We start from the raw sequence: 24,569 nt of genomic DNA, 5'->3' as shown, positions 1-24,569 counted from the left end.
CCCCTCCCTCTCCGTCATACGTCGATCCGGGACATGCGGCGGATCATGGCGAATCCGACGACGTACAGTGCGAGCGAGACGAGCACCGCGATCCGGCCTGCCGTCGAGCCGGTCATCGCGGCGAGCGAGCCGGGCATGATCTGGTCGAGGAGCAGCAGCGAGCCGATGCCGATCGCGGGCACGGCGTAGGCGGTGACCGTCACCTGTGACATCTGGGTGCGCACCTCGCGCCGGGTTTCCTTGCGCTCCTCGAGCGTCACCGTCAGGTTGCGCAGCGATTCGACGAGGGAGCCGCCGGCGCGTGAGGAGAGCACGAGCGTCGAGACGAGGACGACGAGTTCGCGGGAGGGCAGCCGGTCGCGCAGCTCGCCGAGGGCGTCCTCGATGGAGTGGCCGACGGCGAGGGCGTCGGAGACCTTCCGCAGCTCCTCCCCCGCCGGGGCTTCGAGCTCTTCCGCGGCCATGGAGACGGCCGTGCGCAGGGCGAGCCCCGCCTGGGTGGCGTTGGCCAGCACCCGGGCCAGCTCGGGGAGTTGGCTGATGAACTTCTCGGTGCGCATCCGGCGGCGCCAGCTGAGGAACGAGTACGCGACCCACAGCGCGAGCAGTGCGGCGATCGGGCCGAAGAAGGGAGCGAAGACGAGGACGGCGACGGCCCAGGCACCGACGACGAGTCCGATGACGGCGGCCACGAACTGCCCTGGGGTGAGCGCCGTCCCGGTGGCGGCGAGGTTGGCGGCGAGCCGCCGGCCCCAGAGGGTGCGGCGCACGGAGCGGTCGAGGCGGGCGAACGGGATGACGCGGGCGCGCGGTTCGCCGGGCTCGGTGGCGAGCCGTTCGAGGAGCGCGGCGCGCTGGGCGCGGCCGCGGGTCCAGCTGTGGACGCCCCAGACGCCGAGCACGCAGGCGAGCAGCGTCACCCCGATCACGATCAGCGGGAGTTGGTCGCGCAGGGCGTTCACAGGGACGCCTCCCGGGTGGCGAGGTCGAGTTCGGATGCGGCCGTCCCATAGGCGGCGGGGACAGGCTCGCCGCTCAGCTGGAGCCGCTCGGCGAGGCGGCGCGGCAGCGGGAAGTGCTCGTACCAGCCGCGGACGATGCGGTCGGGCGCAAGCGGCTCGGGCCGGTATCGGGTCGCGGTGGCCAGCCGGTACGCGTCGCGGCCGCGCGAGGAGAGTACGGCGATCTCGCTCACCTTCCGCGTGCCGTCGACATGTCGCTGAAGCTGCACGATGACGTCGACCGCACTGTTGATCTGGTCGCGCAGCGCCTCGAAGGGGATCTTGACCTCGCTCATCGAGGCGAGCGTCTGCAGCCTCATCAGCGCGTCCTCCGCGGAGTTGGCGTGCACGGTGGCGAGCGAGCCGTCGTGCCCCGTGGACATCGCCTGCAGCATGTCGAGCGTCTCGCCGCCGCGCACCTCGCCGACGATGATCCGGTCGGGCCGCATGCGCAGCGAGTTGCGCACCAGGTCGCGCACGGTGATCTGCCCCTGGCCCTCGACGTTGGGCGGCCGCGTCTCCAGACGGATGACGTGCTCCTGCTGCAGCTGCAGCTCGGCGGCGTCCTCGACGGTGATGATGCGCTCGCCCTCGGGGATGAGCCCGGACAGGGCGTTGAGCAGCGTCGTCTTGCCCGATCCGGTGCCGCCGCAGACGATGACGTTGAACTTCGCCCGCACCAGGGAGCCGAGCAGCATCAGCATGTGCTCGTCGAGCGTGCCCAGGCCGATCAGCTCGCTGAGGGTGTAGGCGCGCGGGAAGCGGCGGATGGTGAGGGTGGGGCCGGTGAGGGAGAGCGGGGGGATGATGACGTTGACGCGCTCGCCGGACGGCAGGCGCGCATCCACCATCGGATTGGACTCGTCCACGCGGCGGTTGACGGTGGAGACGATGCGTTCGATGGTCTGCAGCAGCTGCTCGGTGCTGGTGAAGCGAGCGGCGACCTGCTCGACGCGGCCGGCCCGCTCGACGTAGATCCGGTCCGGGCCGTTGACCATGATCTCGGTGATGGAGACGTCCTCGAGGAGGGGTTCGAGGATGCCGAGGCCGAGCGCCTCGTCGACGACGCGGCGGATGATGCCGGTGCGTTCGGGGCCGGAGAGCACAGGGCCCTCGCGGCTGATGATGTGGCCGAGGACCCGTTCGAGGCGGGACCTGCGCTCATCGGTGGCGAGCGCGGACATCTCGGCGAGGTCGATCTCCTGGAGCAGCTTGGTCCGGTAGACGGCGATGAGGTGGCCCTCGTGGTGAGCGTGCGGGGCGGATTCGTCGGCGGGGGCGAGGCGGTCGCGGAGGCTCACGGCGTACTGTCCTCCTTCGGCATTGTCGCGGTGCGGTGGACGGGCCCGAACAGGCTCATGCCGGGGATGACGGAGGGGATGTCCATGGTGACGTCGACCTTCACGGCCTCGCCCTCGTCGGTGGGGTCGACGTGGGTGCCGGACTGCAGCCAGCCGCTGACGCTGTCGAGGCCGGCCTGCCGGGGGTCGGCCTCCGGGTCGTGCAGCGACGCGGTCCGCGCGGCGGTACGTGCGGCGGTGGTGGCCTGGGAGGCGGTGTAGGCGGCGAGCCCGAGCTGGATCCCGGCGAGGGCGATGAGCAGCAGTACGGGCAGGATCCCCAGGAACTCCAGCGACGCCTGCCCGCGCGCACTCTCCGCGCCCCGCGCTCCCCGAAGCCGCTTCATCGCGTGTCCTGTTCGTCCGCCGCGGCTGCGTGGCCGTGGACGGTCAGCGGGAAGTCGACCGCCCCGGGGAAGAGCACCGGGACCTTCAGGCCGACGGTGACGGAGACCAGGCCGCCGCCGGTCGCCACCGGGTCCACCTGCGCGTCACCGCGCCATGCGCCCGGCAGGTCGGCCAGCGCCGCGGCCCGGGCGTCGTTGCCGACGGCGGCCGCGCGAGCCGCCTCGTCCGCGGCGTTGCCCGCAAGGGTGAAGGTGTAACCGGCGAGCACCGCCTGCCAGATGAGGACCAGCACGACGAGGATGACCGGTGTCATGCCGAGGAATTCGAGGGCCACCTGTCCCTGGTCGCCCTTGGCCAGTTCACGGCGCCTGCGCCGGGCCTGCGCGGGCGGCGTGGCCGGGACGTCCGCGGTGCCGGTGATGCCGAGCTCGGCGGCGAGCGCCCACAACGCCTGTTTGACGCCGGAGCGGTTGTCCAGGTCCTGGAGGCGTCCCGCGTCGATGACGCCCTGCAGTTCCTTGAAGGCGGCGGGGACCACGGTCCTGGCCACCCGCGTCCCGGTGATCCGCATGATCAAGGACGGCTGTATCTCGCTCGCGCGGGTGTGCCGGTTGACGGTGACGATGACGTCCTCCGGCTTGCGGATCTGCAACCGGTCCCACAGCCGTACCATCCGCTTGGCGGCGCGCACCGCGACCACGTCCGGGGTGGTGACGAGCACCGCCGTCTCCGCGGTCTCGACGGCGACGGCGTTGGCGTTGGTCATCTGCGTGCCGCAGTCCACCACGACGACGTCGAAGCGCCCGCGCAGCGCATGCAGCAGCTGGCGCGCCGAGCGGTCGGTGACGTCCTCGCCGCGCTCGCCGTCCGCGGGCGCCAGCAGCAGCGCGAGGCCGGACGGGTGGACGTACATGGCGTCCTGGAGCACCCGGCCGGTGATCTCGCCGATGTCGGCGAGATCGGCGATGGAGCGGCGGAACTGGACGTCGAGGTAGGAGGCGACGTCACCGGCCTGCAAGTCCATGTCGACCAGTGCCGTGCTGCGTCCTGCGGCGTGCGCGGCGAGCGCCAGTTGGACGGCGCTGACGGTGGTGCCCGTGCCGCCCTTGGCACCGGCGACGGCGATCAGCGTCCCGCCGGGGCGCGCGCCCGCGCCGCCCGGCAGCTCGCGCCCGGGGCTGAGGTGCCGTCGTACGCCGACCGACCAGGCCGCCGCGGCGTCGACGCGCGCCGCCAACTCGTCGTACGCCAGCGGCAGCCCGACCACCGAGCGTGCGCCGGACTCCATCGCCGCCGCGTAGAGCGCCGGGCTCGGGTCGGAGGTCATCAGCACGACGCCGACGGCCGGGAAGCGCAGGGCGATCTGCCGTACCAGGTCGAGTGCGGGCATCGGCGTGACGCGCTCATGGACGAGGACGACTTCGGGCAGCTGGTCGAGGCCGTTCTCACCCGCTCGGGCGAGGGCGTCGAGCAGGGCGGTGGTGTCCGGCAGTACCTCGCCGGGGTCGGTGGCGGGCAGTTGGCCGAGCAGGCCGGTCAGCGTCCGGGCGGTATCGGGGTCGGCGGCCGCGGAGAGGATGCGGACGGTCATCATTGGCCTCCCGCCGGTGTCGGGCCCTTGTCCGCGGAGAGGGTGTAGGTCTGCTCGTTGGGCGGGATGGTGCTGGTGTCGCCGGGTGCGATGAGGGCGAGGCGTACGTGGCGGGCGAACGACTCGGCATAGGCGACGCGTTGGGCGTCGGCGGCGTCGAGGGCGAAGGTGATCGGAACTTCCTGGGTGGTCGTGCTTCCGTTGCCGCTCTGGTCGGAGCTGTTGTCCCCGCCGCCGACCGCGCTGGTCGCCTTGGCCTGGCCGACGTCCATGACCTGGGCGTCCTCCACGATGATCTTCGAGACGTCGGGGCCGTTGTTGTTGGCGGAGGCAAAGGTCGCGAAGATGTTGACGCGCGAGCCGGGGGTGATCTGGCCTGCGACGCCCGTCTCGCCGTCGATCATGATCGCGATCTCCATCTGGCCGGGTGCGAGTTGCGGCTTGTCGTCGATCATGTCGGTCTGCAGCAGGGAGCCGCGTTTGAGCCCGGTCGCGGCGATCTTGCCCTGCAGCTGGGAGAGGTCGGTGACGGCCGTGGACGGCCGCCAGCGCTGGGGTATCTCGATCCGCTCCACCTGGTCGGCGGAGAGGGCCTTGTACGCGGGGACGTCCTGGGTGAGGCGGTAGGCCGTGACCTTCGGGCCGACCTGGGACTCCACATTGGCGACGACCGCGAAGACCCCGGCGAACGCGACGATCGCGCACAGCAGGGAGAGAACGAGCAGGATGATGCCGCGCCGCTGACGTGAGTTCATCGGTGGGTGGCCCTATCGACGTCGGTCCATGGGTTCGTCTGTTCGTACGTCTGGTCGTACGGCTTGGTTCTCGACACGGGTGGAGCAGAACAAACACCGGTCGCCGATGATCTCCAGTGCGCACCACCGGCAGGAGGTACGGCGCACCGAGGTGACGAGCTGGTACAGCACCCCGGGATCGGCGATGTGCGCGGTGAATTCGGCGACGCGTGAGGTGCCCCACCAGTGAGCGCAGTCCTCGGGCGCAGCGACGTCCCGGACATGCTGCGGGCGCCATGCGCGGGCGAGCGGGCCGTGGATCCAGGAGGTGTCGAAGGAGCCGGAGGCGGCGACGGTGAGGTGCGTGGGGTAGGCCGGCCCCGGCAGGACGTCGCGCTCGGTCGCCTCGACGACCCGGGGCTCGGGGGTCGCGGCGACGGCGAACTGCCTGCCCGGGATGAGGGATTTGAGGTGGGATCCGACGGATACGTTCACCCGGTCGAGTCTGGCGACCGAGCCGAGGAGTGCACCCGCGTAGAAGTAGTGGGCGAGCAGCGGCGCGGCCCCGGCGAGCACTCCGGGGCCGAGGTCGGTGGCGGACAACTGCCGCAGCTGCTCGGCGAGGAGCGCGGTGGCGAGCGGGGGCAGCCCGACGGGTATCAGCGCCATCCGGTCGGCCGCCAGCACGGAGCGGACGGTGTGCAGCCTGCGCCGGGCGGGGTCGGAAGCGTCCGGCGGGACGAGGACGACGAGATGTCCGTGCACGTCGAGTGCGGCACTGCAACGCAGGACGTGCTGTTCGAGAGGGAGCGACGCATCCCTCGCGACTGCCGTCATGACGCCGGCCACGTGATGACCTCCCCACCGCCCGTTTTGGGTTCAGCCTATCGGCGCGTAGTCAGTCATATGCCGAAAGTCGCTCAACGGGCAATGGCCGGGTGACGGCGGCTGATGTATTGACAAGCTCATTGGTCTGGACCATTCTTCACGTCAATTTCCCATGCCCTTCCCCTGCGGAGGCAGCAATGGACCATCCGTCCCCCATCCCCTCATCCCCCTCACCTCCAAGGCGCCGATGGCAGGCCTCGGTTGCCGCCCTTGCCACGGCGGCGCTCTCCGGCGCGGCGCTCTTCGCCACCGGCGCCGCCGGGACGGCGACCGCGGCCACCTCCAACCTCGCCGCCAATCCCGGCTTCGAGTCGGGCCTGAGCGGCTGGACGTGCGACTCCGGCACCGCCACCACCGTCAGCAGCCCTGTCCACGGCGGCAGTTCGGCGCTGCAAGCCACCCCCACCAGCTCCGACGACGCCCAGTGCTCGCAAGTGATCAGCGTCCAGCCCGACTCGACGTACACCCTCAGCGGCTGGGTGCAGGGCTCGTACGTCTACCTCGGCGCGAGCGGCACGGGAGGCACCGACCCCTCGACGTGGACGCCGTCGGCCAGTTCGTACACGCAGCTGTCCACCAGCTTCACCACCGGCGCCTCCACGACGTCGGTGACGATCTACGTCCACGGCTGGTACGCCCAGCCCGCGTACTACGCCGACGACATCAGCGTGACCGGCCCGGCGGGCACCGGCTCCCCGACACCGACTCCCACGCCGACTCCCACACCCACTCCGACGCCGACGCCGACGCCGACGCCGAGCAGCGGCAGCGGCCTGTCCGCCCACGTCCTCACCGGCTACTGGCAGGACTTCTGCAACGGCGCCACCGTGCAGAAGCTGACCGCCGTCAACAGCCAGTACGACATCATCGCCGTCGCCTTCGCCAACGCGACCTCCACGCCCGGCGCGGTCGACTTCAGCCTCGACTCGTGTCTGAACTACTCCACGAGCCAGTTCGAGTCCGACATCCAGACACTGCACTCGGAGGGCAAGAAGGTCATCATCTCCGTCGGCGGCCAGAACGGCACGATCTCCGTCAGCGACTCCACCTCGGCGACCAACTTCGCCAACAGCGTCTACTCGCTGATGAAGACCTACGGCTTCGACGGCGTCGACATCGACCTGGAGAACGGCCTGAACCCGACTTACATGAGCCAGGCGCTGCGCGACCTGTCCTCCCTCGCCGGGCCGAGCCTGATCATCACGATGGCGCCGCAGACCATCGACATGCAGTCCACCTCGGCGGACTACTTCGCCACCGCGCTGGACATCAAGGACATCCTCACCGTCGTCAACACCCAGTACTACAACTCGGGCTCGATGAACGGTTGTGACGGAAACGTCTACTCCGAGGGCACCGTCGACTTCATCACCGCACAGGCCTGCGTCGAGCTGACGGGCGGCCTCGCCCCGTCCCAGGTCGGCATCGGCCTGCCGGCCTCCGGCAGCGCGGCCGGCAGCGGCTACGTGTCGCCGACGGTCGTCAACGACGCGCTGGACTGCCTGACGCAGGGCACCAACTGCGGATCGTTCAAACCGTCGACCACCTACCCGGCGCTGCGCGGTGCGATGACCTGGTCGACCAACTGGGACGCCTCCAACGGCGACCAGTTCGCCGACACGGTCGGCCCGCACGTCCACGCGCTGCCGTGACCCGCGGACGGCCCCGGACATAGGCTGATCACGTAAGAAGAAAGCGTGTGCGGGCGCCTGAAAGGACCGTCCTCCTGCCAGGCCCCGCGCACGCCATCCGTGAAGACACGGGAGGCCGCCGATGGATGCCGGAGCCATGGACGACGCCGCACTGGACGCCCTGCGCGCCGAGCGCGTGGACTTCCGGTTCAAGGGCCTGCCGCCGGATGCCGAGGGCCTGACCGTCGGCGAGCTCGCCGCGCAGCGCCGCTCCCTCTTCGACGGCGGCTTCACCACTCCCGTGCTGACGCTCTCCGCACCCGCGCTCGACCACAATCTCGCGCAACTCGGTGCCTACGCCGACAAGCACGGCCTCGCCTTCGCCCCGCACGGCAAGACCTCGATGGCCCCGCAGCTGTTCGCCCGGCAGCTCGCCCACGGTGCCTGGGGGATCACGGCGGCGATGCCGTCCCAGGTCCGGGCGTACCGCGCCCACGGGGTGCAAAGGATCTTCCTCGCCAACGAGGTGGTGGACGAGGCCGCGTTGCGCTGGCTCGCCCGAGAGCTCGACGCCGACCCCGGCTTCCGGTTCATCTGCTACGTCGACTCCGTACGCGGCGTGCGGCTGATGGACGCGGCGCTGCCGCGCCGGCTCGACGTCGTGGTGGAGCTGGGCGCGCCGGGCGGCCGTACCGGCGTACGAGACGAGGCGACCGCGTCCGAAGTCGCCGAGGCGGTCGCCGCCTGCGACCACCTGCGACTGCTCGGCGTCGCCGGATACGAGGGCGAGATCCCGCAGCCGTCGGAGCCTGCGGTGCGCGCGTGGCTGGAACGACTGGTCGCGCTGGCCCGGCGGTTCGACGCGGCGGGGCTGCTCGCGGAGGCGGACGAGATCGTGATCAGTGCGGGCGGCAGCGCCTGGTTCGACACGGTGGCCGAGGTGCTCGAACCCGTCGCCGGCCTGTCGAAACCGGTGCTGAAGCTCTTGCGTTCCGGCGCGTACGTCACGCACGACGACGGCCGCTACCGCGCGGTGACCCCGTTCCGCGACCGCGTCCCCGGCGAGGGCTCGCTGCGGGCGGCGTTCCGGCTGTGGGCGCAGGTCGTCTCGCGCCCGGAGCCGGGCCTGGCCGTGGTGAACGCCGGCAAACGCGACGTGTCGTACGACATGGACCTGCCGGAGCCGCAGTTCGTGCGGCGGGCGGACGGCTCGACCAGCGCCGCCGAGGGGATGCGGGTGACGAAACTCTCCGACCAGCACGCGTTCGTCGCACTCCCCGGCGATGGTCGGGTCGAGGTCGGAGACTGGATCGGCCTCGGTCTCTCCCATCCGTGCACGGTCTTCGACAAGTGGCAGCTGATTCCGCTGGTCGCGGAGGACGGCAGGGTCACGGACTACATCCGGACCTTCTTCTGACGGCCCTGCGATGGACCTCGTCATCCGGAGCGCACGCGTCGTCGACGGCACCGGGGCGGCCGCGTACCGCGCTGACGTCGCCGTCGCGGGCGGCCGGATCGCGCAGATCCGTCCGCAGTACGGCGGCCCGGGCCCACGCCCCACGGACGCCCGCCGCACCCTCGACGCCGACGGCCTCGTCCTGGCCCCCGGCTTCATCGACATGCACGCCCACAGCGACCTCGCCCTGCTGCGCGATCCCGACCACTCCGCCAAGGCCGCGCAGGGTGTGACCCTCGAAGTCCTCGGCCAGGACGGCCTCTCCTACGCGCCCGTCGACGACCGGACGCTCGCCGACGTCCGCACGCAGATCGCCGGCTGGAACGGGGACGGCTCCGACATCGACGTCACCTGGCGGTCTGTCGGCGAGTATCTCGACCGTCTCGACGAGGGCATCGCCGTCAATGCCGCGTACCTCGTCCCGCAGGGCACCGTGCGGATGTTGGTCGTGGGCTGGGACGACCGTCCGGCCACGCCCGCCGAACTCGGCACGATGAAGCGGCTGGTGGCCGAGGGCCTGGAACAGGGCGCGGTCGGACTCTCCTCCGGCCTCACCTACACACCGGGTATGTACGCCTCCGACGCCGAACTGACCGAGCTGTGCCGCGTCGTCGCCGCTTACGGCGGCTACTACTGCCCGCACCACCGCTCGTACGGAGCCGGGGCGCTCAAGGCGTACCAGGAGATGATCACCGTGGCGCGGCGCGCCGGGTGCCCCCTCCACCTGGCGCACGCCACGCTCAATTTCCCGGTGAACGCCGGCCGCGCGCCCGAGCTGCTCGCACTGCTTGACGGGGCCCTGGACGCGGGACATGACATCACGCTGGACACCTACCCCTACCTGGCGGGCTGCACGACGCTCGCCGCGCTGCTGCCCAGCTGGGCCACCGAGGGCGGCCCGGAGGCGACGCTCGCCCGGCTGCGGACCGATACGACCGCCGAGCGGATCCGGCACGTGCTGGAGACAGAGGGCTCCGACGGCTGCCACGGCGTGCCAGTCGACTGGGAGACCGTGGAGATCTCCGGCGTCGGCGATCCCGCGCTCTCACGCTACGTGGGCGCCACGATCTCCCGGTCCGCCGCCGAGCGCGGCGAGCGGCCCTTCGCCACCGCCCGCCGGCTGCTGGTCGAGGACCGGCTGCGGCCGACGATCCTGCACCACGTCGGCGACGAGGAGAACGTCCGCGCAATCATGCGCCACCGCACGCACACCGGCGGCAGCGACGGAATCCTGATGGGGGACAAGCCCCACCCCCGTGCATACGGAACTTTTCCGCAGTATCTGAGCCGCTACGTCCGCGAGCTCTCGGTGCTCTCGCTGGAGGAGTGCGTCGCCCGTCTGACGGGGCGCCCGGCGGCCCGCCTACGGCTCCACGACAGGGGGGTCATCCGCCCCGGATACCGCGCCGACCTGGTGCTTTTCGACCCGGAGACGGTCGCCCCCGGCGCCACGCCGGAGCGGCCGCGCACCCTGCCGCACGGGATTCCGTACGTCCTCGTCAACGGCCGGTTCGTGATCGACGAGGGCAGTCGCTCGGACGCGCTGCCCGGCCGTTCCGTGCGCGGGCGTGGCGAAAAACACCGAGCGTGCCGTGTTACGCACCCGTAAGGTGTCGGACATGCAGGTCATCCAGTCGACGAAGCTCGCCAACGTCTGCTACGAAATCCGCGGTCCGGTGCTCGAGGAGGCGATGCGGCTGGAGGCTGCGGGCCATCGCATCCTCAAGCTGAACACGGGCAACCCCGCACCGTTCGGCTTCGAATGCCCGCCCGAGATCCTCGAGGACATGCTGCGCACGCTCGGCGACGCGCACGGCTACGGGGACGCCAAGGGCCTGCTGTCCGCGCGCCGCGCGGTGATGCAGCACTACCAGACCAAGGGCATCCCGCTGGACGTCGAGGACATCTTCCTCGGCAACGGCGTCTCCGAGCTCATCCAGATGTCCATGCAGGCGCTGCTCGACGACGGCGACGAGGTGCTGATCCCGGCGCCGGACTATCCGCTGTGGACCGCCTCGGTCGCGCTCGCGGGCGGCACGGCGGTGCACTACCGGTGCGACGAGCAGGCCGACTGGATGCCCGACCTCGCCGACATCGAGCGCAAGGTCACCGACCGCACCAAGGCGATCGTGGTGATCAATCCGAACAACCCGACCGGCGCCGTATACGACGACGAGCTGTTGCGCGGGATCACCGACATCGCCCGCCGCCACAACCTGATCGTCTGCTCGGACGAGATCTACGACAAGATCCTCTACGACGACGCCACGCACACCCCGACCGCGGTGATCGCTCCCGACCTGCTCACCCTCACCTTCAACGGCCTGTCGAAGGCGTACCGGGTGGCCGGCTACCGCAGCGGCTGGCTGGCGGTGTGCGGCCCGAAGTCGCATGCGTCGAGCTACATCGAGGGCCTGACGATCCTGGCCAATATGCGGCTGTGCGCCAACATGCCCGCGCAGCACGCGATCGCCACGGCACTCGGCGGCCACCAGTCGATCAACAGCCTGGTGCTTCCAGGAGGACGGCTGCGGGCCCAGCGCGACGCGGCGTTCGAGGCGCTGACGCGCATACCGGGCATCACGTGCGTCAAGCCGAAGGGCGCGCTCTACGCGTTCCCGAGGCTCGACCCGAACGTGTACAAGATCAAGGACGACCGGCAGATGGTGCTCGATCTGCTGCGTGCGGAGAAGATCATGATTGTTCACGGCACGGGCTTCAACTGGCCCGAGCCGGATCACTTCCGCATCGTCACCCTCCCGCGAGCGGAGGACCTCACGGAGGCAATCGACCGCATCGGGCGCTTCCTGGACGGCTACGGGCAGCCCTGACGCCGGGCGCTGCGCCGAGGCGCGGGGCCCGGGGGCGTGTCTCCCGCCGTCTCGGCTGAGGCCGGGTGCCACGCCCTCCCGACCGCCCGTTACCGGGGACACGGACACACCCGAGGGCCGGATCGCTGGTGCGATCCGGCCCTCGGGGTGAGGGTCGGCGCGGCCCGCCCGGCGAGCGAGGGTGGTCGGGGTGCTCACCGGGCTCTCTGCTCGCGTGCGTCGCTCACAGGGGCCCTGCCTACCGCCGGTGTGCCTCCCGCGCCGCACGCGCGGGAGGCACACCGGATTCTTGGAGACCGTCAGCCGAGCCGCTGGACGAGCGCGCGGTACTGGTCCCACAGCTCCTTCGGCGTGTGGTCACCGAAGGTCTCCAGGTGCTGCGGGATCAGCGCGGCTTCGTCGCGCCAGACGTCCACGTCGACCGAGAGCAGCAGGTCGAGGTCGGCCTTGTCGATGTCGAGTCCCTGTGTGTCGAGCGCGCCCTGCGCCGGCAGGATGCCGATCGGGGTCTCCACGCCCTCGGCCTCGCCGTTCAGACGCTCGACGATCCACTTGAGCACGCGGCTGTTCTCACCGAAGCCCGGCCACACGAAGCGGCCGTCCGCGTCCTTGCGGAACCAGTTGACGTAGTAGATCTTCGGGAGCTTCGCGGCGTCGTGCATCTGGCCGATCTTGAGCCAGTGGCCGAAGTAGTCACCCATGTTGTAGCCGCAGAACGGCAGCATCGCGAAGGGGTCGCGGCGCAGCTCGCCGACCTTGCCCTCGGCAGCCGCCGTCTTCTCGCTGGCGACGTTGGCGCCGAGGAAGACGCCGTGCTGCCAGTCGAAAGACTCGGTGACCAGCGGCACCGCGCTCGCGCGCCGTCCGCCGAAGAGGATCGCGGAGATCGGCACGCCCTTGGGGTCCTCCCACTCGGGCGCGATGATCGGGCACTGCGAGGCGGGCACCGTGAAGCGGGCGTTGGGGTGGGCGGCCGGGGTCCCGGAGGCCGGCGTCCAGTGGTTGCCCTTCCAGTCGGTCAGGTGAGCCGGCGGCTCCTCCGTCATGCCCTCCCACCACACGTCGCCGTCGTCAGTGAGCGCGACGTTGGTGAAGACCGAGTTGCCGTACATGGTCTTCATCGCGTTGGCGTTGGTGTGCTCGCCGGTGCCGGGCGCGACGCCGAAGAAGCCGGCCTCGGGGTTGATCGCGTAGAGGCGGCCGTCCTCGCCGAAGCGCATCCAGGCGATGTCGTCGCCAATGGTCTCCACGGTCCAGCCGGGGATGGTCGGCTCCAGCATCGCGAGGTTGGTCTTGCCGCAGGCGCTGGGGAAGGCGGCGGCGACGTACTTCGGCTGACCCTTCGGCGGGGTGAGCTTGAGGATGAGCATGTGCTCGGCGAGCCAGCCCTCGTCCCGTGCCATGACCGAGGCGATGCGCAGGGCGTAGCACTTCTTCCCGAGCAGGGCGTTGCCGCCGTAGCCGGAGCCGTAGGACCAGATCTCGCGGGCCTCGGGGAAGTGCGAGATGTACTTGGTCTGATTGCACGGCCACGGGACGTCCGCCTGCCCCTCGGCGAGCGGGGCGCCGACGCTGTGCACAGCCTTGACGAAGAAGCCGTCCTCGCCGAGTTCGTCGAGCACGGCCTGGCCCATCCGGGTCATGGTGCGCATGGAGACGGCGACGTAGGCCGAGTCGGTGATCTCGACGCCGAGCGCGGACAGCGGGGAGCCCAGCGGGCCCATGCAGAACGGGACGACGTACATCGTCCGGCCGCGCATCGAGCCCTTGAAGAGGTCGCCGAAGATGGCGCGCATCTCGTCGGGGGCCTTCCAGTGGTTGGTCCGTCCGGCGTCCTCCTCCTTCTCGGAGCAGATGAACGTCCGGTCCTCGACGCGTGCGACGTCGGACGGGTCGGAGGCCGCGTAGTACGAGTTGGGGCGCTTGACCGGGTCGAGCCGTTTGAACGTTCCCTTGGCGACGAGTTCGTCACACAGGCGCTGGTACTCCTCCTCGGAGCCGTCGCACCACACGATCTCGTCGGGCTCGGTCAGGGCGGCGATCTCGCCGACCCATGCGATCAGGTCCTGGTGATTGGTGGGAGCCGCATTGCTGCGCGCCACGATCGCTCCGTTCCGCCCGCCGTGCGCATCTCCTGCACAGTGCACTTTTCCGGGCGTCAAGTTGTTGAGGGGGTGAGGGTGTGTTGGCCCCTTGGGGGCTGCGACCCGGATGCTTCATGGCCGCTCATCCGGTGCCGACCGCACTCATATGAGTGTCAGGGGTCCCGGGTCGATCTGTCCAGGGCAGGGGCAGTGACCATTGCCACTTGCAGTCACTTTTATTACCTAGTCGTAACTTACGGTTGCGTAGGTAGCATGACCCGCATGACCGCTGCCGAGGAGACCCCCGCCGCGGCTCCTGCCGCCCGGGAGCTGCGGCAGGCCGCCGCGCTCACCGCCCCACTCAAACCCAAACTGCGAGGATGGCTGCACGCCGGGATGTTCCCGGCGACGCTCTTCGCCGGCGTCCTGCTCACCGCGCTCGCCGACAGCCCGCGCGGGCGCATCGCCTGCGGTGTCTACACCCTCACCGCATGCCTGCTCTTCGGGGTGAGCGCGCTGTACCACCGCGGCAACTGGGGGCCGAGGACCGCCTCCGTACTGCGCCGCCTCGACCACGCCAACATCTTCCTGATCATCGCCGGCACCTACACACCGCTGGCGATCCTGCTGCTGCCCGAGGCGACGGCGACCACACTGCTCGCCTTCGTCTGGGGCGGCGCGATGGCGGGCATAGCGTTCCGGATCTTCTGGGTGCACGCGCCGCGCTGGCTCTACACCCCGTGCTATCTGGCGCTCGGATGGGCGGCGGTCTTCTTCCTGCCGCAGTTCATGCGCACCGGCGGCGTCGCCGTGCTGGTGTGCGTGGCCGTCGGCGGGCTGCTCTACAGCGTCGGGGGCGTGATCTACGGGATCAAGCGGCCGAACCCGTCACCGCGCTGGTTCGGCTTCCACGAGGTCTTCCACTCCCTGACGCTCGCCGCGTTCATCGTCCACTACGTCGCCATCTCGCTCGTGGCCTACACGCACCGGTGAGCCGATTGACGGCGGACCGGACAGCGCGGCGACACGACCCGCGTACCGGCCCGATGCCGCCCAGGCCGATGCCCGACAATGAGGGGCATGGCCTGCGCATCGACCCGCGCCACACCCAAGACCGGCCTGCGCGAGAGAAAGAAGATCAAGACCCGGCAGGCGATCCGTCACGCCGCTTACCGGCTCTTCGAGCAGCGGGGCTACGACGCCACGACGGTCGAGCAGATCGCCGCCGCCGCGGAGGTCTCCGCCAGCACCTTCTTCCGCTACTTCCCGACGAAGGAGGACGTCGTCCTCACCGACGAGTACGACCCCGTCATCGAGGCGGAGCTGCTCTCCCGCCCCGTCGACGAGCCCATCGTGGAGTCGATGCGCCACGCGATCGTGCGACCGCTGCGCGAGATGTACGAGGCGGACCGGCCCGAGCTCATCCAGCGGCTGCGCCTGGTTCAGGAGATTCCCGCACTGCGCGCCCGGATGGGCGAGTCGACGTCGGCCTCGTGCTCACATCTCGTCGGCGCGCTGGCGCAGCGCACCGGACGCGAACCGCGCGATCTCGAACTGCGCGTCCTCGTGGGTGCGTTGCTCGGCGGCTGGCAGGAGGCGATCATGTACTGGGTGGAGGACGACGCCACCGAGGACCTGCCGGATCTCGTCGAAAAAACACCCTCGGCATCCTCTCCGAGCGCCTGAGGTAAGTCCTGGGCTCAACGGCTGAGCTGCTCCTGGAGGTGCTTGGGGTCGGCGGTCGGCGCGTCGCAGGTGAAGTTCCGGCAGACGTACGCTGCCGGTCGGCCGTCGAGCAGCGGCCGGTCGCGCAGCAGGGCGAACTCCCCGCTGCCCGGCTCGCCGACGGCGACCACCGCACCGGGGGCGGTGGCGAGCAGGGCCGTGCGGTACAGCTCCGTGGTGGCCGGGTCGCCGTCCGGGCCGACGACGGCGACCTCGCGCGGACCGTCGAGCGCCGCCTCCGCGGCGGCGAGACCCCATCCGATGAAGCGCGGCACCCGCCCGCCGAGCGCGCCGACGACGCCCAGCGCCCGTTCGGCCGCCGTGCGGTGTGCCGCGGAGCCGGTGTATGCAGCGTACGAGAGCAGGGCGGCCGCGGAGGCGGTCCAGCCGGAGGGCGCGGCGTTGTCGGTGGGGTCCTGGGGGCGGCGGATCAGCCGTTCCGCGTCGTCGGCGGTGTCGAAGAGCGTGCCGTCGTCCGCGGTGAAGTGCCGCATCACGGTGTCGAGCAGCAGACCCGCGAAATCCAGCCACACGCCCTCGCCCGTGACGGCGCTCAGCGCGATGAACCCCTCGGCGACGTCGGCGTAGTCCTCCAGCACCCCGCTGTTGGCACCCGGCGCGCCGTCGCGCGAGGTGCGGGCGAGACGGCCGGAGCCGGTCTCGGCGGAGCCGTCGAGGTGTACGCGGACCAGCAGGTCGGCCGCGTCGACGGCGGCCCGCACCAGGTCGGGGCGGTCGAAGTAGGCACCGGTCTCGGCGAGCGCCGCGATGGCCAGTCCGTTCCACGCCGCCACCACCTTGTCGTCGCGGCCCGGACGCGGGCGCCGCTCGCGCGCGGCGGACAGCCGCTCCCGGATCGAGGTGATCCGGGAGGCGTCCCGCAACTCGCCCTCCGGGAGCTGGAGCACGGAGGCGCCCTCCTCGAACGTGCCCTCCCCGCTCACCCCGAAGTACTCGGCGGCGACCTCGGCGTCCTCCGCCCCCAGCGCCTCCCGCAACTCCTCCGGCGTCCAGACGTAGAAGGCCCCTTCGCCGTGTCCTCCACCCGGACGGTCGCTGTCGGCGTCGAGCGCGGAGGCGAACCCGCCCTCTTCGGTGCGCAGTTCACGCACCATGAAGTCGGCCGTCTCCAGCGCGACCCGGCGCGCCAGGTCCGAGCCGGTGGCCCGCCACAGATGCGCGTACACCCGGCACAGCAGCGCGTTGTCGTAGAGCATCTTCTCGAAATGTGGTACCCAAGGTCCACCCGGACGCTGCTGTAGGACGTAGCGATGGAAGCCGCCGCCGAGCTGGTCATACAGCGCACTACGAGCCATCACCTCGCACACGCCCTCGGCCATCTGCAACGCAGCCTCAGAGCCCGTACGCGCATGGTGGCGCAGCAGGAACTCAACCACCATCGGCTGCGGGAACTTGTTCTGACCACTGAACCACCCGGTAGACGGGTCATAGTCACGGCTGACCTGAAGAAGTGCCGTGCTCAGCTCCGCAGGACCGGGCGCCGACGCGCCTTGAAGCGCAATGCTGCGCCCTGCCAGGTCTCGCACGATCCGTGCCGCGACCTCGCTTACCTCTCCCTGTCGGTCCTGCCATGCCGTGCGTACGCCTTCAAGGACCTGGCGGAAGCCCGGCATCGCGTGGCGCGGTTCGGGCGGGAAGTACGTACCGAAGTAGAACGGCTCGCCGTCCGGCGTCAGGAAGACCGTCATCGGCCAGCCGCCCTGCCCGGTCGCCGCCTGCACCGCCTCCATGTACACGGCGTCGACGTCCGGCCGCTCCTCCCGGTCGACCTTGATCGACACGAAGTGCTCGTTGAGGAACGCCGCAGTCCGCTCGTCCTCGAACGACTCGTGCGCCATCACATGGCACCAATGACAACTCGAATACCCGACGCTCAGCAGCACCGGCACCCCACGCCGGCGCGCCTCCTCGAACGCCTCGTCGCACCACGGCCACCAGTCGACAGGGTTGTCGGCATGCTGCAGCAGGTAGGGGGACGTAGCGTCGGCGAGTCGATTGGCCATGCCCCCATCCTTGCGCACGCACCCGCAAGCCTCCCAAACGACGCACCTTGTCCCCGCGCAAGCGACAGCCCCGCCCAGCCGGAGCCAGACGGGGCCCGAGTTCAGTTACGTCGGGAGGACGCTTAGCAAGTTGTGGCGTACGCCTCGCGGACGCTAATAACCGGTTTACGGTAGGCAACCGGCTGTCCTAACGCCGTCTCATAGCTGACAAGCCGCAGAATACAGCTCTGCCAGCTCATCAACGAGCACGATCACAGGGACCGGCCTGCCATCGTCGGGAAGCTCCCAGATCGAACGCACCCCGGCCGTCCGGCAGATCACCATCCGCGCCTGTACCTCATCCAAAAGGCCCGCCAGCAGCCCCACCGCGTCCGCACGGTCGGTCGCCAGCGCCGAGAAACGATCACGGAACAAGCCCAGTTCCATGCCCCCCTTGCAGTCGATCCCCACCAGCGCCACCGCCTGTGGAGCAAGACCCCGCACCAACGCCCGCACGAGTGTCGACTTGCCCGACTGCGTAGCTCCCGTGATCAGCCATTGCGGAACCTTCCTAAAGTCGATCACCCATACGCCACCGTCCTCGATCCGGCCGACCACCACCGAAAGCAACACCGCAGGTTCTCTGGCCGCCAACTCCCTATCCGCAGTGGCAAGCGGATCAACCGCCGTGACCGTGATCAGCACCTCTCCCCGTTTCGCCGAGGAGATACGGACCGTGTACACCTTCCAGGCGTGTTCCATGGCCTGTGCGGCAGCGAAGAACGGCGCCGGAGTCTGCCCCGCATGCAGTCGCACCCGCACCGCCAGCCCGGTAGGTGTCGACCACGGCAGCCCCAGACGCGGAGGCTTCGGCCGCAGCGCCGTTCCCTGCACCACGAGGTTGCGGCCGATCACCCGCCGATTCGGCGAGTACGAGACCGCCAACCCGTTGAGCAGACACACTCGCCGCCACGTCCACCACATCCGCAACGCCACGACCGGGAAACCGGTCAACCACCAGCGCCACGGCGTGGCGTCCCAGCCGCGGGCGACCAACCGCGGTTCCCACCATCGTTGCGTCATGGCCCCGACCGTGATCACAGCCGAGATGATCCACACCACCAGCGGCGCGGACATCAGGTTCCACCTCCTTCCTGTACTTCCTCCAGTTGCAGGCGTGCGAGCACCGATCGGGCCCGCAGCGTGGCCGCTTCGGCATGCTGGCTGACCAGCGACAACAGGAACTTGATCAAGGCCCTGTCCTGTGTCGTCATCAGCAGCGCTTCCGCGCCGGCCAGCGCCCGCAAGTCGCGCATCATCAGCGCGAAGTCGTCATCCGAGCCAAGCCAACTCACCCGGCACCCCCGTCCTCACTGGCAGCGGCCCGCAGCTCACGGACCAGCCGCTCAACCTCTTCCGCGACCCGCAGCGCGCACGCCCCTTTGCAGGCGAAGACCTGAGAGCCGGTATCCGAGCGGCCGACCGGCACGTGAGCCACAGCAACCCGCAGGAAATCCGCATCACAGACGACGCAGGCCAGCCCGTCGGCCTGCGCAGGGGTCAGCACCCCGAAGGCTTCGAAGGCCATCACGCATCACCGCTGGCCGACCGGCCCCGACCCGCCGCCGCGCCAGACGAGGAGGACGAAGAAGCAGCAGCCGAGCCAGCAGCACCGGAGGAACCAGCCGACGAGCCAGCAGGAGCCGGAACGATGTCATCAGCCCGGTACGACGTACCCGACCGGCCATCCACGGTCCATTCATTCGCCCACAGGTTCACGACCCGGACCGCCGCCCCCTCCGCGATACCGCGCGGCTCATGAGGCAACACCACGTCGATCGTGTCGGACCGCCGCCACTCAAGCCGACGCACGGAGACCTGAACAACCCACTGCTCATTGCCCTCACCGTCCCTGCGCACCTCTCCCGTATCGGGATTGATCCTCTTCTCCGGAGCGATCGTGCATAGCACCTTGCCGAGTCGTTCCATGTCGATGGGCTCGTTCTGCACCTCTCTCATCACTTAGGCACTCGTCATGATGAGTGCATGCCTCATGTTCGCTGTATTGACGACGAGCGTCAACCACTTATCCTGATGAGCGGCGAACGTGTACTAGCACACACCACTGACACCCGACAGCGAACCGACCGGGCACCACACCGGACACCGCAGAAGCAGACCTCACCGCGCCCGCCCAACACCCCAAGGACGCATCCGTCATGGCAGCAGACGACCAGATCACACGACCGAGCCCGATGTATATGCAGGTAGCCGACAAGCTAGCCCAAGCCATCAAGGCCGGTGACTACGAGCCTGGCACGACCCTGCCCAGCGAAACCCAGATGATCGAGCGCTACGGCGTCAGCCGCGCGACCATCCGCTCAGCCCTCGCCGAACTGCGCTCCATGGGACTGGTGATGACCGGTCATGGCAAGGGAACCATCGTGCGCGGGGGACGTATTCCCGCCATCCGCGTAGACCGCTCCATCGACCGCACTGGCGACCGATGGCAGCTCCCCGAACTCCACGAGATCGAGCCCCCGACCGTCACCCGTACCCGGCTCGACGGCATCCCCGCTGAGTTGCTGGGCCAACCCGACGGCGAAGCGTTCAACGTGGAACGGCTGCTCCGCCATGGCTCCAACGGCGCCCGCATGGCACACCGCACCCTCATCCCTCTCTCCGTCGCAGCCCGCGCCGACCAGCTTGCCAAGACCCCCGACGCCCCGTTGCCCGAGGTCTACCAGGCACTCACCGACGCCGGGCACGAACTGACATGGATCGAGCACGTCACCGCACGCACCCCCTACCCGGACGAGCGCACCACGCTCAACCTCGCCGACACCGCGCCCCTGCTGGTCACCTATCGCATCACCCTCGGCAGCAACGGCGCCGCCTTGCTCTGCGAAGAGCTACGCGCACCAGCGGCAACCTGTCGGCTCACCTACCCGATCACGCCCCCAGCAGCACCGACGAAGCGCCCGCGCACGAAGGCGGATTGACTCACCTTTACTTGCTCAAGGGCGCGCCTTCGGCGCGCCGGGCGCTCCCCTGGCGCTTCGGCGTCTCGGCCGGGCATGCGGCCTTCGGCCGGTCCCGTCCGGCCGCCAGCGCCAGCACGCCCACACCCGCCGCGGCACCGAGCAGCAAACAGCCCCCGCCCACCAGCGGGGGCACTTTCGTATGCGCAGAAGCCCACCGGGCAGGGAACCAGCAGTGGCGAGCCACGCGAGACCCCGGCCAGGGCGGTGGCTGGCAGTCCGGCCGGGGCTCCATGCAAGCTCCACAACGGAGGATGGCGTGGTTGCTGTGCCTGATCTATTCCAGGGTGCGGCTCCGGTACTACTCCCGCAAGCTGAGGGTCACCCGATCGGCCCCCGCTCCTCATGCGCCTTCCAAGAGCGAGGGCCATCAGATCTGCATCGCACCTCCAGGCTGGGCGCTCTGCATATGAGGAGCAAGCCGTGGGCACTGTTCATCGCCCAAGAGCGGCAAGGCGCTACTTATTGTCCGCCTCCGGAGCGCGGTGATCAGGTTGGTGGCAGCCACGGCCCCTGCTGAAGAAGGGAAATGCAGGGGCCGCGAGTTCAGGCGTGCCAGGCATCGGGCCCACCCCCGACCCATTCGATCAGGGTCGAGTCGTACAAGGAGACCTCTCCGAACGCCAAGCCTAGCCCGCGCAAAAGCTGGATCGGTTCGTCGACGCTATACGCGCGCCCGATCACACTGTCCTCGATCGTCACCCGCCGGGATCCGTACATCGGCGGATGCACAACCACCGGCCGCTGCGTGTCCGTGCCCTTACCATGCCCCCCCTGACCAGCCATGCGCACCCGACCCCACAGGCAGCGCTGGGGCGGATCGCGTAGGGCCGTTTGGTCCTGTCTGCGAGCGGAATCGAAATCAAACGACTCTGGGCGCAACTGACGTGCAGAGCCACCCTGTAAGGGTGGTAAGGAGGCGGATCGTGGTTCACGAGAGCGTTGCTCCACGCCTGATTAGGGCCTGGTAGGTGATCAGGTAGGTTCGCCGAACCGCTTGACACCACGCTCACCGGCCTAACTTCCCAGGCTTGGGCTTTACCCACCTCCCCGGCCAGCAACTACACGTCAAGGCCCCGCCCCAGGTGCGCAAGCAACCCTGGAACGGGACCTGACAAGCACCCGACACAGGGACGGGCGGGTGCTCTACCTGACCTATTCCCGCGTGCGCCCCCTTGCAGTGCCCCACAACCGACCGCTCACCCGAGCGGCCCTCGCTCCTCACGCGCCCTTCCAGAGCGAGGGCCGCCCTTCCATCTGCACATCAACGCTGCGCCGCATGCGCAAGGGGAACGAGGTGAGAAAGTGTCGTTGATCGCCCAGGAAAAGGTGCTCTCGCTGGACGGGTGGCGTCCTGCCATGACGTGTACTACTCGGCGGGACGCCACCCGTGCCGCCAACGCGAGGTGCAGCAGCATCAACGATGAGCCGTATGACTCGTAGGCCTCCAGGCAGGACCGTAACGGCCACGAGGCGGCACAACAGTGATGTGGGCGAAGTACGTGCGATCCGCCTTCCTCGCCATCGCGGCGGCGTCGTTCGCCTCGACGACGTAAGTTCCGGGCAGACAGCCGCTCGCGAAGCCCGCGAAGTTGAAGCTGCCGTTGAGGTCGGACGTCACCGTGTGGGAGCCGAACTTGTACCCGCTGCACGCCGCATCGAGGCTCGGGCTTGTAAGAGTGAACTGCCGAATGACCGGAAGATCACGGCCGAACACGACGAACGAGACGTGGCCGTCGACACCGTTCTCGGGCGTGGCCTCGGGAACCGTGTAGATGTGGCCGCCGACACGGTTTTCGGGAGTGTGCCGGGGAACCGCGTTGCTCGCTGCGGTAGCCGATGCCGGGACGGCGGAGATCAAGGGGGCTGCTACCGCTGCGAGGACTGTGATGAGCACGCGGCTTTGACGATTCATGTGTCTTCCTTGCTCGAACGAATCATTCACCGTTTTGCCCGATGAACGAGAGGGCAACAGGCTGCCGCCTCCTCTAGGTGTACGACGCCTCCTTGATCACCGCCCGTTGGATGCTGCTTCCAGGTGATCAACCAACACGGAATCCGCGAGTACGGCCCCCCGACCATGCCCGACCCCGGACCGTGCAGGACACCGGCCAAAGCCGCTCCGGCCGCCGCATGCCCACCGCGCGCCACCCAACACCACGACGCCCCGCCCACACGCCGGCCATCAGGTGCATGGACGGGGCCTTTCACAGCCGCCGACGTCAGTTCCCCCATCGTCGTCCTGATGACATCGATCCGGCCGCTACATGTCAGCAGAACCCGACCACTTCGCTACCACGGCCAAGAACGGCGGAACGCCACCCGCGGGCCAACGCGGGGCGCGGCAGCATCAACGATGAGCCGTATGACTCGTGGGCCTCCAGGAAGGACCGTAACGGCCACGAGGCGGCACAAGAGTGATGTGGGCAAAGTACGTACGACTCCGGGTCGTCGCCAGCTTGAGGTCGGTCGCTTCGATGACATAGGTTCCGGGCAGGCACCCGCTCGCGAAGCCCGCGAAGTTGAAGTTGCCGTTGAGGTCGGACGTCACCGTGTGGGACCCGAACTTATACCCGCTGCAGGCCGCATCGAGGCTCGGGCTTGTAAGCGTGAAGGACAGAGTCGGGGGAAGGCCGCGGCCGAATACGACGAACGAGACGTGGCCGTCGACACCGTTCTCGGGCGTGGCCTCGGGAACCGTGTAGATGTGGCCGCCGACACGGTTTTCGGGAGTGTGCCGGGGAACCGCGCTGTTCGCTGCGGTAGCCGATGCCGGGACGGCGGAGATCAAGGGGGCTGCTACCGCTGCGAGGACTGTGATGAGCACGCGGCTTTGACGATTCATGTGTCTTCCTTGCTCGAACGAATCATTCACCGTTTTGCCCGATGAACGAGGGGGCAACAGGCTGCTACCCCCTCTAGGTGTACGACGCCTCCTTGATCGCCGCCCGTTGGGTGCTGCTTCCAGGTGATCAACCAACACGGAATCTGCGAACGGCTTTGCCCGCGCTGTCCAAGCATCAGCCCGCGCGGCAGCTCTGCACTCGCCGGGGCAGCGTCGGCGACCGTGGCCGTCGTGAGGCTCGTTGTCCAGTGGCTGGGGGCGGCAGGCCGTAGCGGCTTTACCCACCTGCTCGGTCCGGGGCCCGCGTCGGGCACGACCAGGGGGCCATCGGACGGATTTACCGGGCAGGGCTCCGCCCCACCCGATTCGCTGAGGCAGCGTACGGCCCCCTGGCCATGCCCGACCCCAGACCGGGCAGGACACCGGCCAAAGCCGCTCCGGCCGCCGCATGCCCACCGCGCGCCACCCGGCACCGTGCCGAACAGCGCGAAGCCCCGCCCACACGCCAGCCACCAGGCGCATGAACGGGGCCGCTCCGTACCGCAGCCGCACACGTCAGTTACGGCAGCGCTGTGCATGCTCCCGCGCCGCAAAGATCACCGGTCCTACCCCCGTGACCCGGATCGGCCGAGGGCAACCCTCACACATGATCCACTCGCCGCGCCGATCCGTCTCGACCCACACCCGAGACCCCTTGCGCGTCTTCCACTCGTCCCCACTCGGCCGTCTCATCGCGCCTTCCCCTCTCCATCGTCCCAATCGCGTCTCTCCAGCCCGCTATATGCCAGCAGGCCCCGACCACTTCGCCACCACCGCCAGGAACTCACCCAGGCTGTAACCGCCGTTCGAGGCGAAAACGATCACCGGCTCGTCTCTGAGCCCCTGGCCACCGACGCCCGCACGCCGTAGCAATCAAGGCCCAGCTCTTTTGCCGCGCCGTTGATCAGCTCCACGCCTCAGCGGCCTGCCAGGTCGCCGACACCTCATCCACCTCCTCAGTCCAGCCCGACTCGTCCCCGTCGCCGTCACCCGTGTGATCACGGGGCCCGCA

At 69.4% G+C, this 24,569-nt stretch carries 21 protein-coding genes; 7 read left to right on the top strand and 14 right to left on the bottom strand.

The genetic code is table 11. The features are described from left to right. Positions 1-14: 14 nt before the first annotated feature. From NGB36_RS17085 to NGB36_RS17060, 6 genes are read right to left on the bottom strand one after another with little or no spacing between them, the layout of a single operon-like run. Positions 15-962, bottom strand: coding sequence for a type II secretion system F family protein (locus NGB36_RS17085; RefSeq protein WP_255921164.1), 948 nt, complete (start codon positions 960-962; stop codon positions 15-17). After that, the gene (locus NGB36_RS17080; RefSeq protein ID WP_255921163.1) at positions 959-2,302 is read right to left on the bottom strand and encodes a TadA family conjugal transfer-associated ATPase; all 1,344 of its coding nucleotides are present in this window, start codon (positions 2,300-2,302) and stop codon (positions 959-961) included. The genes NGB36_RS17085 and NGB36_RS17080 overlap by 4 nt, the downstream gene beginning before the upstream one ends. Beyond that, positions 2,299-2,688: a TadE/TadG family type IV pilus assembly protein gene (locus NGB36_RS17075; RefSeq protein ID WP_255921162.1), complete on the bottom strand. Its 390-nt coding sequence runs from the start codon at positions 2,686-2,688 to the stop codon at positions 2,299-2,301. The genes NGB36_RS17080 and NGB36_RS17075 overlap by 4 nt, the downstream gene beginning before the upstream one ends. Continuing rightward, on the bottom strand, positions 2,685-4,280 hold the full coding sequence (locus tag NGB36_RS17070) for a CpaE/TadZ family protein (RefSeq protein WP_255921161.1): 1,596 nt from the start codon (positions 4,278-4,280) through the stop codon (positions 2,685-2,687). The genes NGB36_RS17075 and NGB36_RS17070 overlap by 4 nt, the downstream gene beginning before the upstream one ends. Next, positions 4,280-5,035 (bottom strand): Flp pilus assembly protein CpaB, encoded by a 756-nt coding sequence (gene cpaB, locus NGB36_RS17065; RefSeq protein WP_255921160.1) that lies wholly within the window; start codon positions 5,033-5,035, stop codon positions 4,280-4,282. The genes NGB36_RS17070 and cpaB overlap by 1 nt, the downstream gene beginning before the upstream one ends. 12 nt (positions 5,036-5,047) lie before the next feature. Continuing rightward, complete coding sequence (locus NGB36_RS17060) at positions 5,048-5,863, bottom strand: hypothetical protein (RefSeq protein ID WP_255921159.1); 816 nt, start codon at positions 5,861-5,863, stop codon at positions 5,048-5,050. 176 nt (positions 5,864-6,039) lie between these two features. Here NGB36_RS17060 and NGB36_RS17055 point away from each other — a divergent pair, with 176 nt between their 5' ends. The 4 genes from NGB36_RS17055 to NGB36_RS17040 all read left to right on the top strand — a co-directional run bounded on the left by NGB36_RS17055 (position 6,040) and on the right by NGB36_RS17040 (position 11,820). After that, positions 6,040-7,554, top strand: a complete 1,515-nt coding sequence (locus NGB36_RS17055; protein WP_255921158.1) for a chitinase — start codon at positions 6,040-6,042, stop codon at positions 7,552-7,554. Between the two features lie 121 nt (positions 7,555-7,675). After that, complete coding sequence (locus NGB36_RS17050; protein ID WP_255921157.1) at positions 7,676-8,950, top strand: amino acid deaminase; 1,275 nt, start codon at positions 7,676-7,678, stop codon at positions 8,948-8,950. A 10-nt stretch (positions 8,951-8,960) separates the two neighbouring features. Further along, on the top strand, positions 8,961-10,598 hold the full coding sequence (locus NGB36_RS17045) for an N-acyl-D-amino-acid deacylase family protein (protein ID WP_255921156.1): 1,638 nt from the start codon (positions 8,961-8,963) through the stop codon (positions 10,596-10,598). 10 nt (positions 10,599-10,608) lie between these two features. Beyond that, complete coding sequence (locus NGB36_RS17040) at positions 10,609-11,820, top strand: pyridoxal phosphate-dependent aminotransferase (protein ID WP_255921155.1); 1,212 nt, start codon at positions 10,609-10,611, stop codon at positions 11,818-11,820. A gap of 299 nt (positions 11,821-12,119) precedes the next feature. Here the strand turns inward: NGB36_RS17040 and NGB36_RS17035 are convergent, their stop codons facing one another. Then, positions 12,120-13,922 (bottom strand): phosphoenolpyruvate carboxykinase (GTP), encoded by a 1,803-nt coding sequence (locus NGB36_RS17035; RefSeq protein WP_255921154.1) that lies wholly within the window; start codon positions 13,920-13,922, stop codon positions 12,120-12,122. Positions 13,923-14,186: 264 nt separating this feature from the next. On the opposite strand from NGB36_RS17035, the gene trhA reads away from it, so the two are divergent. Both trhA and NGB36_RS17025 read left to right on the top strand, forming a co-directional pair. Then, positions 14,187-14,897 carry a PAQR family membrane homeostasis protein TrhA gene (gene trhA / locus NGB36_RS17030; RefSeq protein WP_255921153.1) on the top strand — a complete coding sequence of 237 codons (711 nt, stop codon included), beginning with the start codon at positions 14,187-14,189 and terminating at the stop codon, positions 14,895-14,897. A gap of 87 nt (positions 14,898-14,984) precedes the next feature. Continuing rightward, a complete protein-coding gene (locus tag NGB36_RS17025; RefSeq protein ID WP_255921152.1) occupies positions 14,985-15,590 on the top strand; it encodes an acyl-CoA-like ligand-binding transcription factor in 606 nt (201 codons plus the stop codon). Between the two features lie 14 nt (positions 15,591-15,604). Here NGB36_RS17025 and NGB36_RS17020 read toward each other — a convergent pair whose 3' ends face one another. From NGB36_RS17020 to NGB36_RS17000, 5 genes are all read right to left on the bottom strand, one after another. After that, positions 15,605-17,653, bottom strand: a complete 2,049-nt coding sequence (locus NGB36_RS17020) for a thioredoxin domain-containing protein (protein ID WP_255921151.1) — start codon at positions 17,651-17,653, stop codon at positions 15,605-15,607. Between the two features lie 198 nt (positions 17,654-17,851). Continuing rightward, entirely contained in the window at positions 17,852-18,769 is a 918-nt protein-coding gene (locus tag NGB36_RS17015; RefSeq protein WP_255921150.1) for an FtsK/SpoIIIE domain-containing protein, read from the bottom strand. Continuing rightward, complete coding sequence (locus NGB36_RS17010; protein ID WP_255921149.1) at positions 18,769-18,987, bottom strand: hypothetical protein; 219 nt, start codon at positions 18,985-18,987, stop codon at positions 18,769-18,771. Before NGB36_RS17010 ends, NGB36_RS17015 begins: the two co-directional genes overlap by 1 nt. Beyond that, the gene (locus NGB36_RS17005) at positions 18,984-19,220 is read right to left on the bottom strand and encodes a hypothetical protein (RefSeq protein WP_255921148.1); all 237 of its coding nucleotides are present in this window, start codon (positions 19,218-19,220) and stop codon (positions 18,984-18,986) included. Before NGB36_RS17005 ends, NGB36_RS17010 begins: the two co-directional genes overlap by 4 nt. Next, entirely contained in the window at positions 19,220-19,642 is a 423-nt protein-coding gene (locus tag NGB36_RS17000) for a hypothetical protein (RefSeq protein ID WP_255921147.1), read from the bottom strand. The genes NGB36_RS17005 and NGB36_RS17000 overlap by 1 nt, the downstream gene beginning before the upstream one ends. Before the next feature lie 209 nt (positions 19,643-19,851). Here NGB36_RS17000 and NGB36_RS16995 point away from each other — a divergent pair, with 209 nt between their 5' ends. Next, positions 19,852-20,634, top strand: coding sequence for a GntR family transcriptional regulator (locus NGB36_RS16995; protein WP_255921146.1), 783 nt, complete (start codon positions 19,852-19,854; stop codon positions 20,632-20,634). Between the two features lie 585 nt (positions 20,635-21,219). Here NGB36_RS16995 and NGB36_RS16990 read toward each other — a convergent pair. Further along, complete coding sequence (locus tag NGB36_RS16990; protein WP_255921145.1) at positions 21,220-21,375, bottom strand: hypothetical protein; 156 nt, start codon at positions 21,373-21,375, stop codon at positions 21,220-21,222. Positions 21,376-22,090: 715 nt separating this feature from the next. Then, positions 22,091-22,588 (bottom strand): hypothetical protein, encoded by a 498-nt coding sequence (locus tag NGB36_RS16985; protein WP_255921144.1) that lies wholly within the window; start codon positions 22,586-22,588, stop codon positions 22,091-22,093. Positions 22,589-24,569: the final 1,981 nt, after the last annotated feature.

The organism is Streptomyces humicola (genome assembly GCF_024436035.1).
Classification (GTDB): Bacteria; Actinomycetota; Actinomycetes; order Streptomycetales; family Streptomycetaceae; genus Streptantibioticus_B; species Streptantibioticus_B humicola.
This window is presented reverse-complemented; position numbering and strand designations above follow the sequence as displayed.

Bases quoted from the DNA above. Each gene is read 5' to 3' on its own strand.
- NGB36_RS17015 (WP_255921150.1), bottom strand. From the start codon at position 18,769: ATGTCCGCGCCGCTGGTGGTGTGGATCATCTCGGCTGTGATCACGGTC.
- NGB36_RS17005 (WP_255921148.1), bottom strand. From the start codon at position 19,220: ATGGCCTTCGAAGCCTTCGGGGTGCTGACCCCTGCGCAGGCCGACGGG.
- NGB36_RS17055 (WP_255921158.1), top strand. From the start codon at position 6,040: ATGGACCATCCGTCCCCCATCCCCTCATCCCCCTCACCTCCAAGGCGC.
- NGB36_RS17040 (WP_255921155.1), top strand. From the start codon at position 10,609: ATGCAGGTCATCCAGTCGACGAAGCTCGCCAACGTCTGCTACGAAATC.
- NGB36_RS17020 (WP_255921151.1), bottom strand. From the start codon at position 17,653: ATGGCCAATCGACTCGCCGACGCTACGTCCCCCTACCTGCTGCAGCAT.
- NGB36_RS16995 (WP_255921146.1), top strand. From the start codon at position 19,852: ATGGCAGCAGACGACCAGATCACACGACCGAGCCCGATGTATATGCAG.
- NGB36_RS16985 (WP_255921144.1), bottom strand. From the start codon at position 22,588: ATGAATCGTCAAAGCCGCGTGCTCATCACAGTCCTCGCAGCGGTAGCA.
- NGB36_RS17045 (WP_255921156.1), top strand. From the start codon at position 8,961: ATGGACCTCGTCATCCGGAGCGCACGCGTCGTCGACGGCACCGGGGCG.
- NGB36_RS17075 (WP_255921162.1), bottom strand. From the start codon at position 2,688: ATGAAGCGGCTTCGGGGAGCGCGGGGCGCGGAGAGTGCGCGCGGGCAG.
- NGB36_RS17025 (WP_255921152.1), top strand. From the start codon at position 14,985: ATGGCCTGCGCATCGACCCGCGCCACACCCAAGACCGGCCTGCGCGAG.
- trhA (WP_255921153.1), top strand. From the start codon at position 14,187: ATGACCGCTGCCGAGGAGACCCCCGCCGCGGCTCCTGCCGCCCGGGAG.
- NGB36_RS17050 (WP_255921157.1), top strand. From the start codon at position 7,676: ATGGATGCCGGAGCCATGGACGACGCCGCACTGGACGCCCTGCGCGCC.
- cpaB (WP_255921160.1), bottom strand. From the start codon at position 5,035: ATGAACTCACGTCAGCGGCGCGGCATCATCCTGCTCGTTCTCTCCCTG.
- NGB36_RS17070 (WP_255921161.1), bottom strand. From the start codon at position 4,280: ATGACCGTCCGCATCCTCTCCGCGGCCGCCGACCCCGATACCGCCCGG.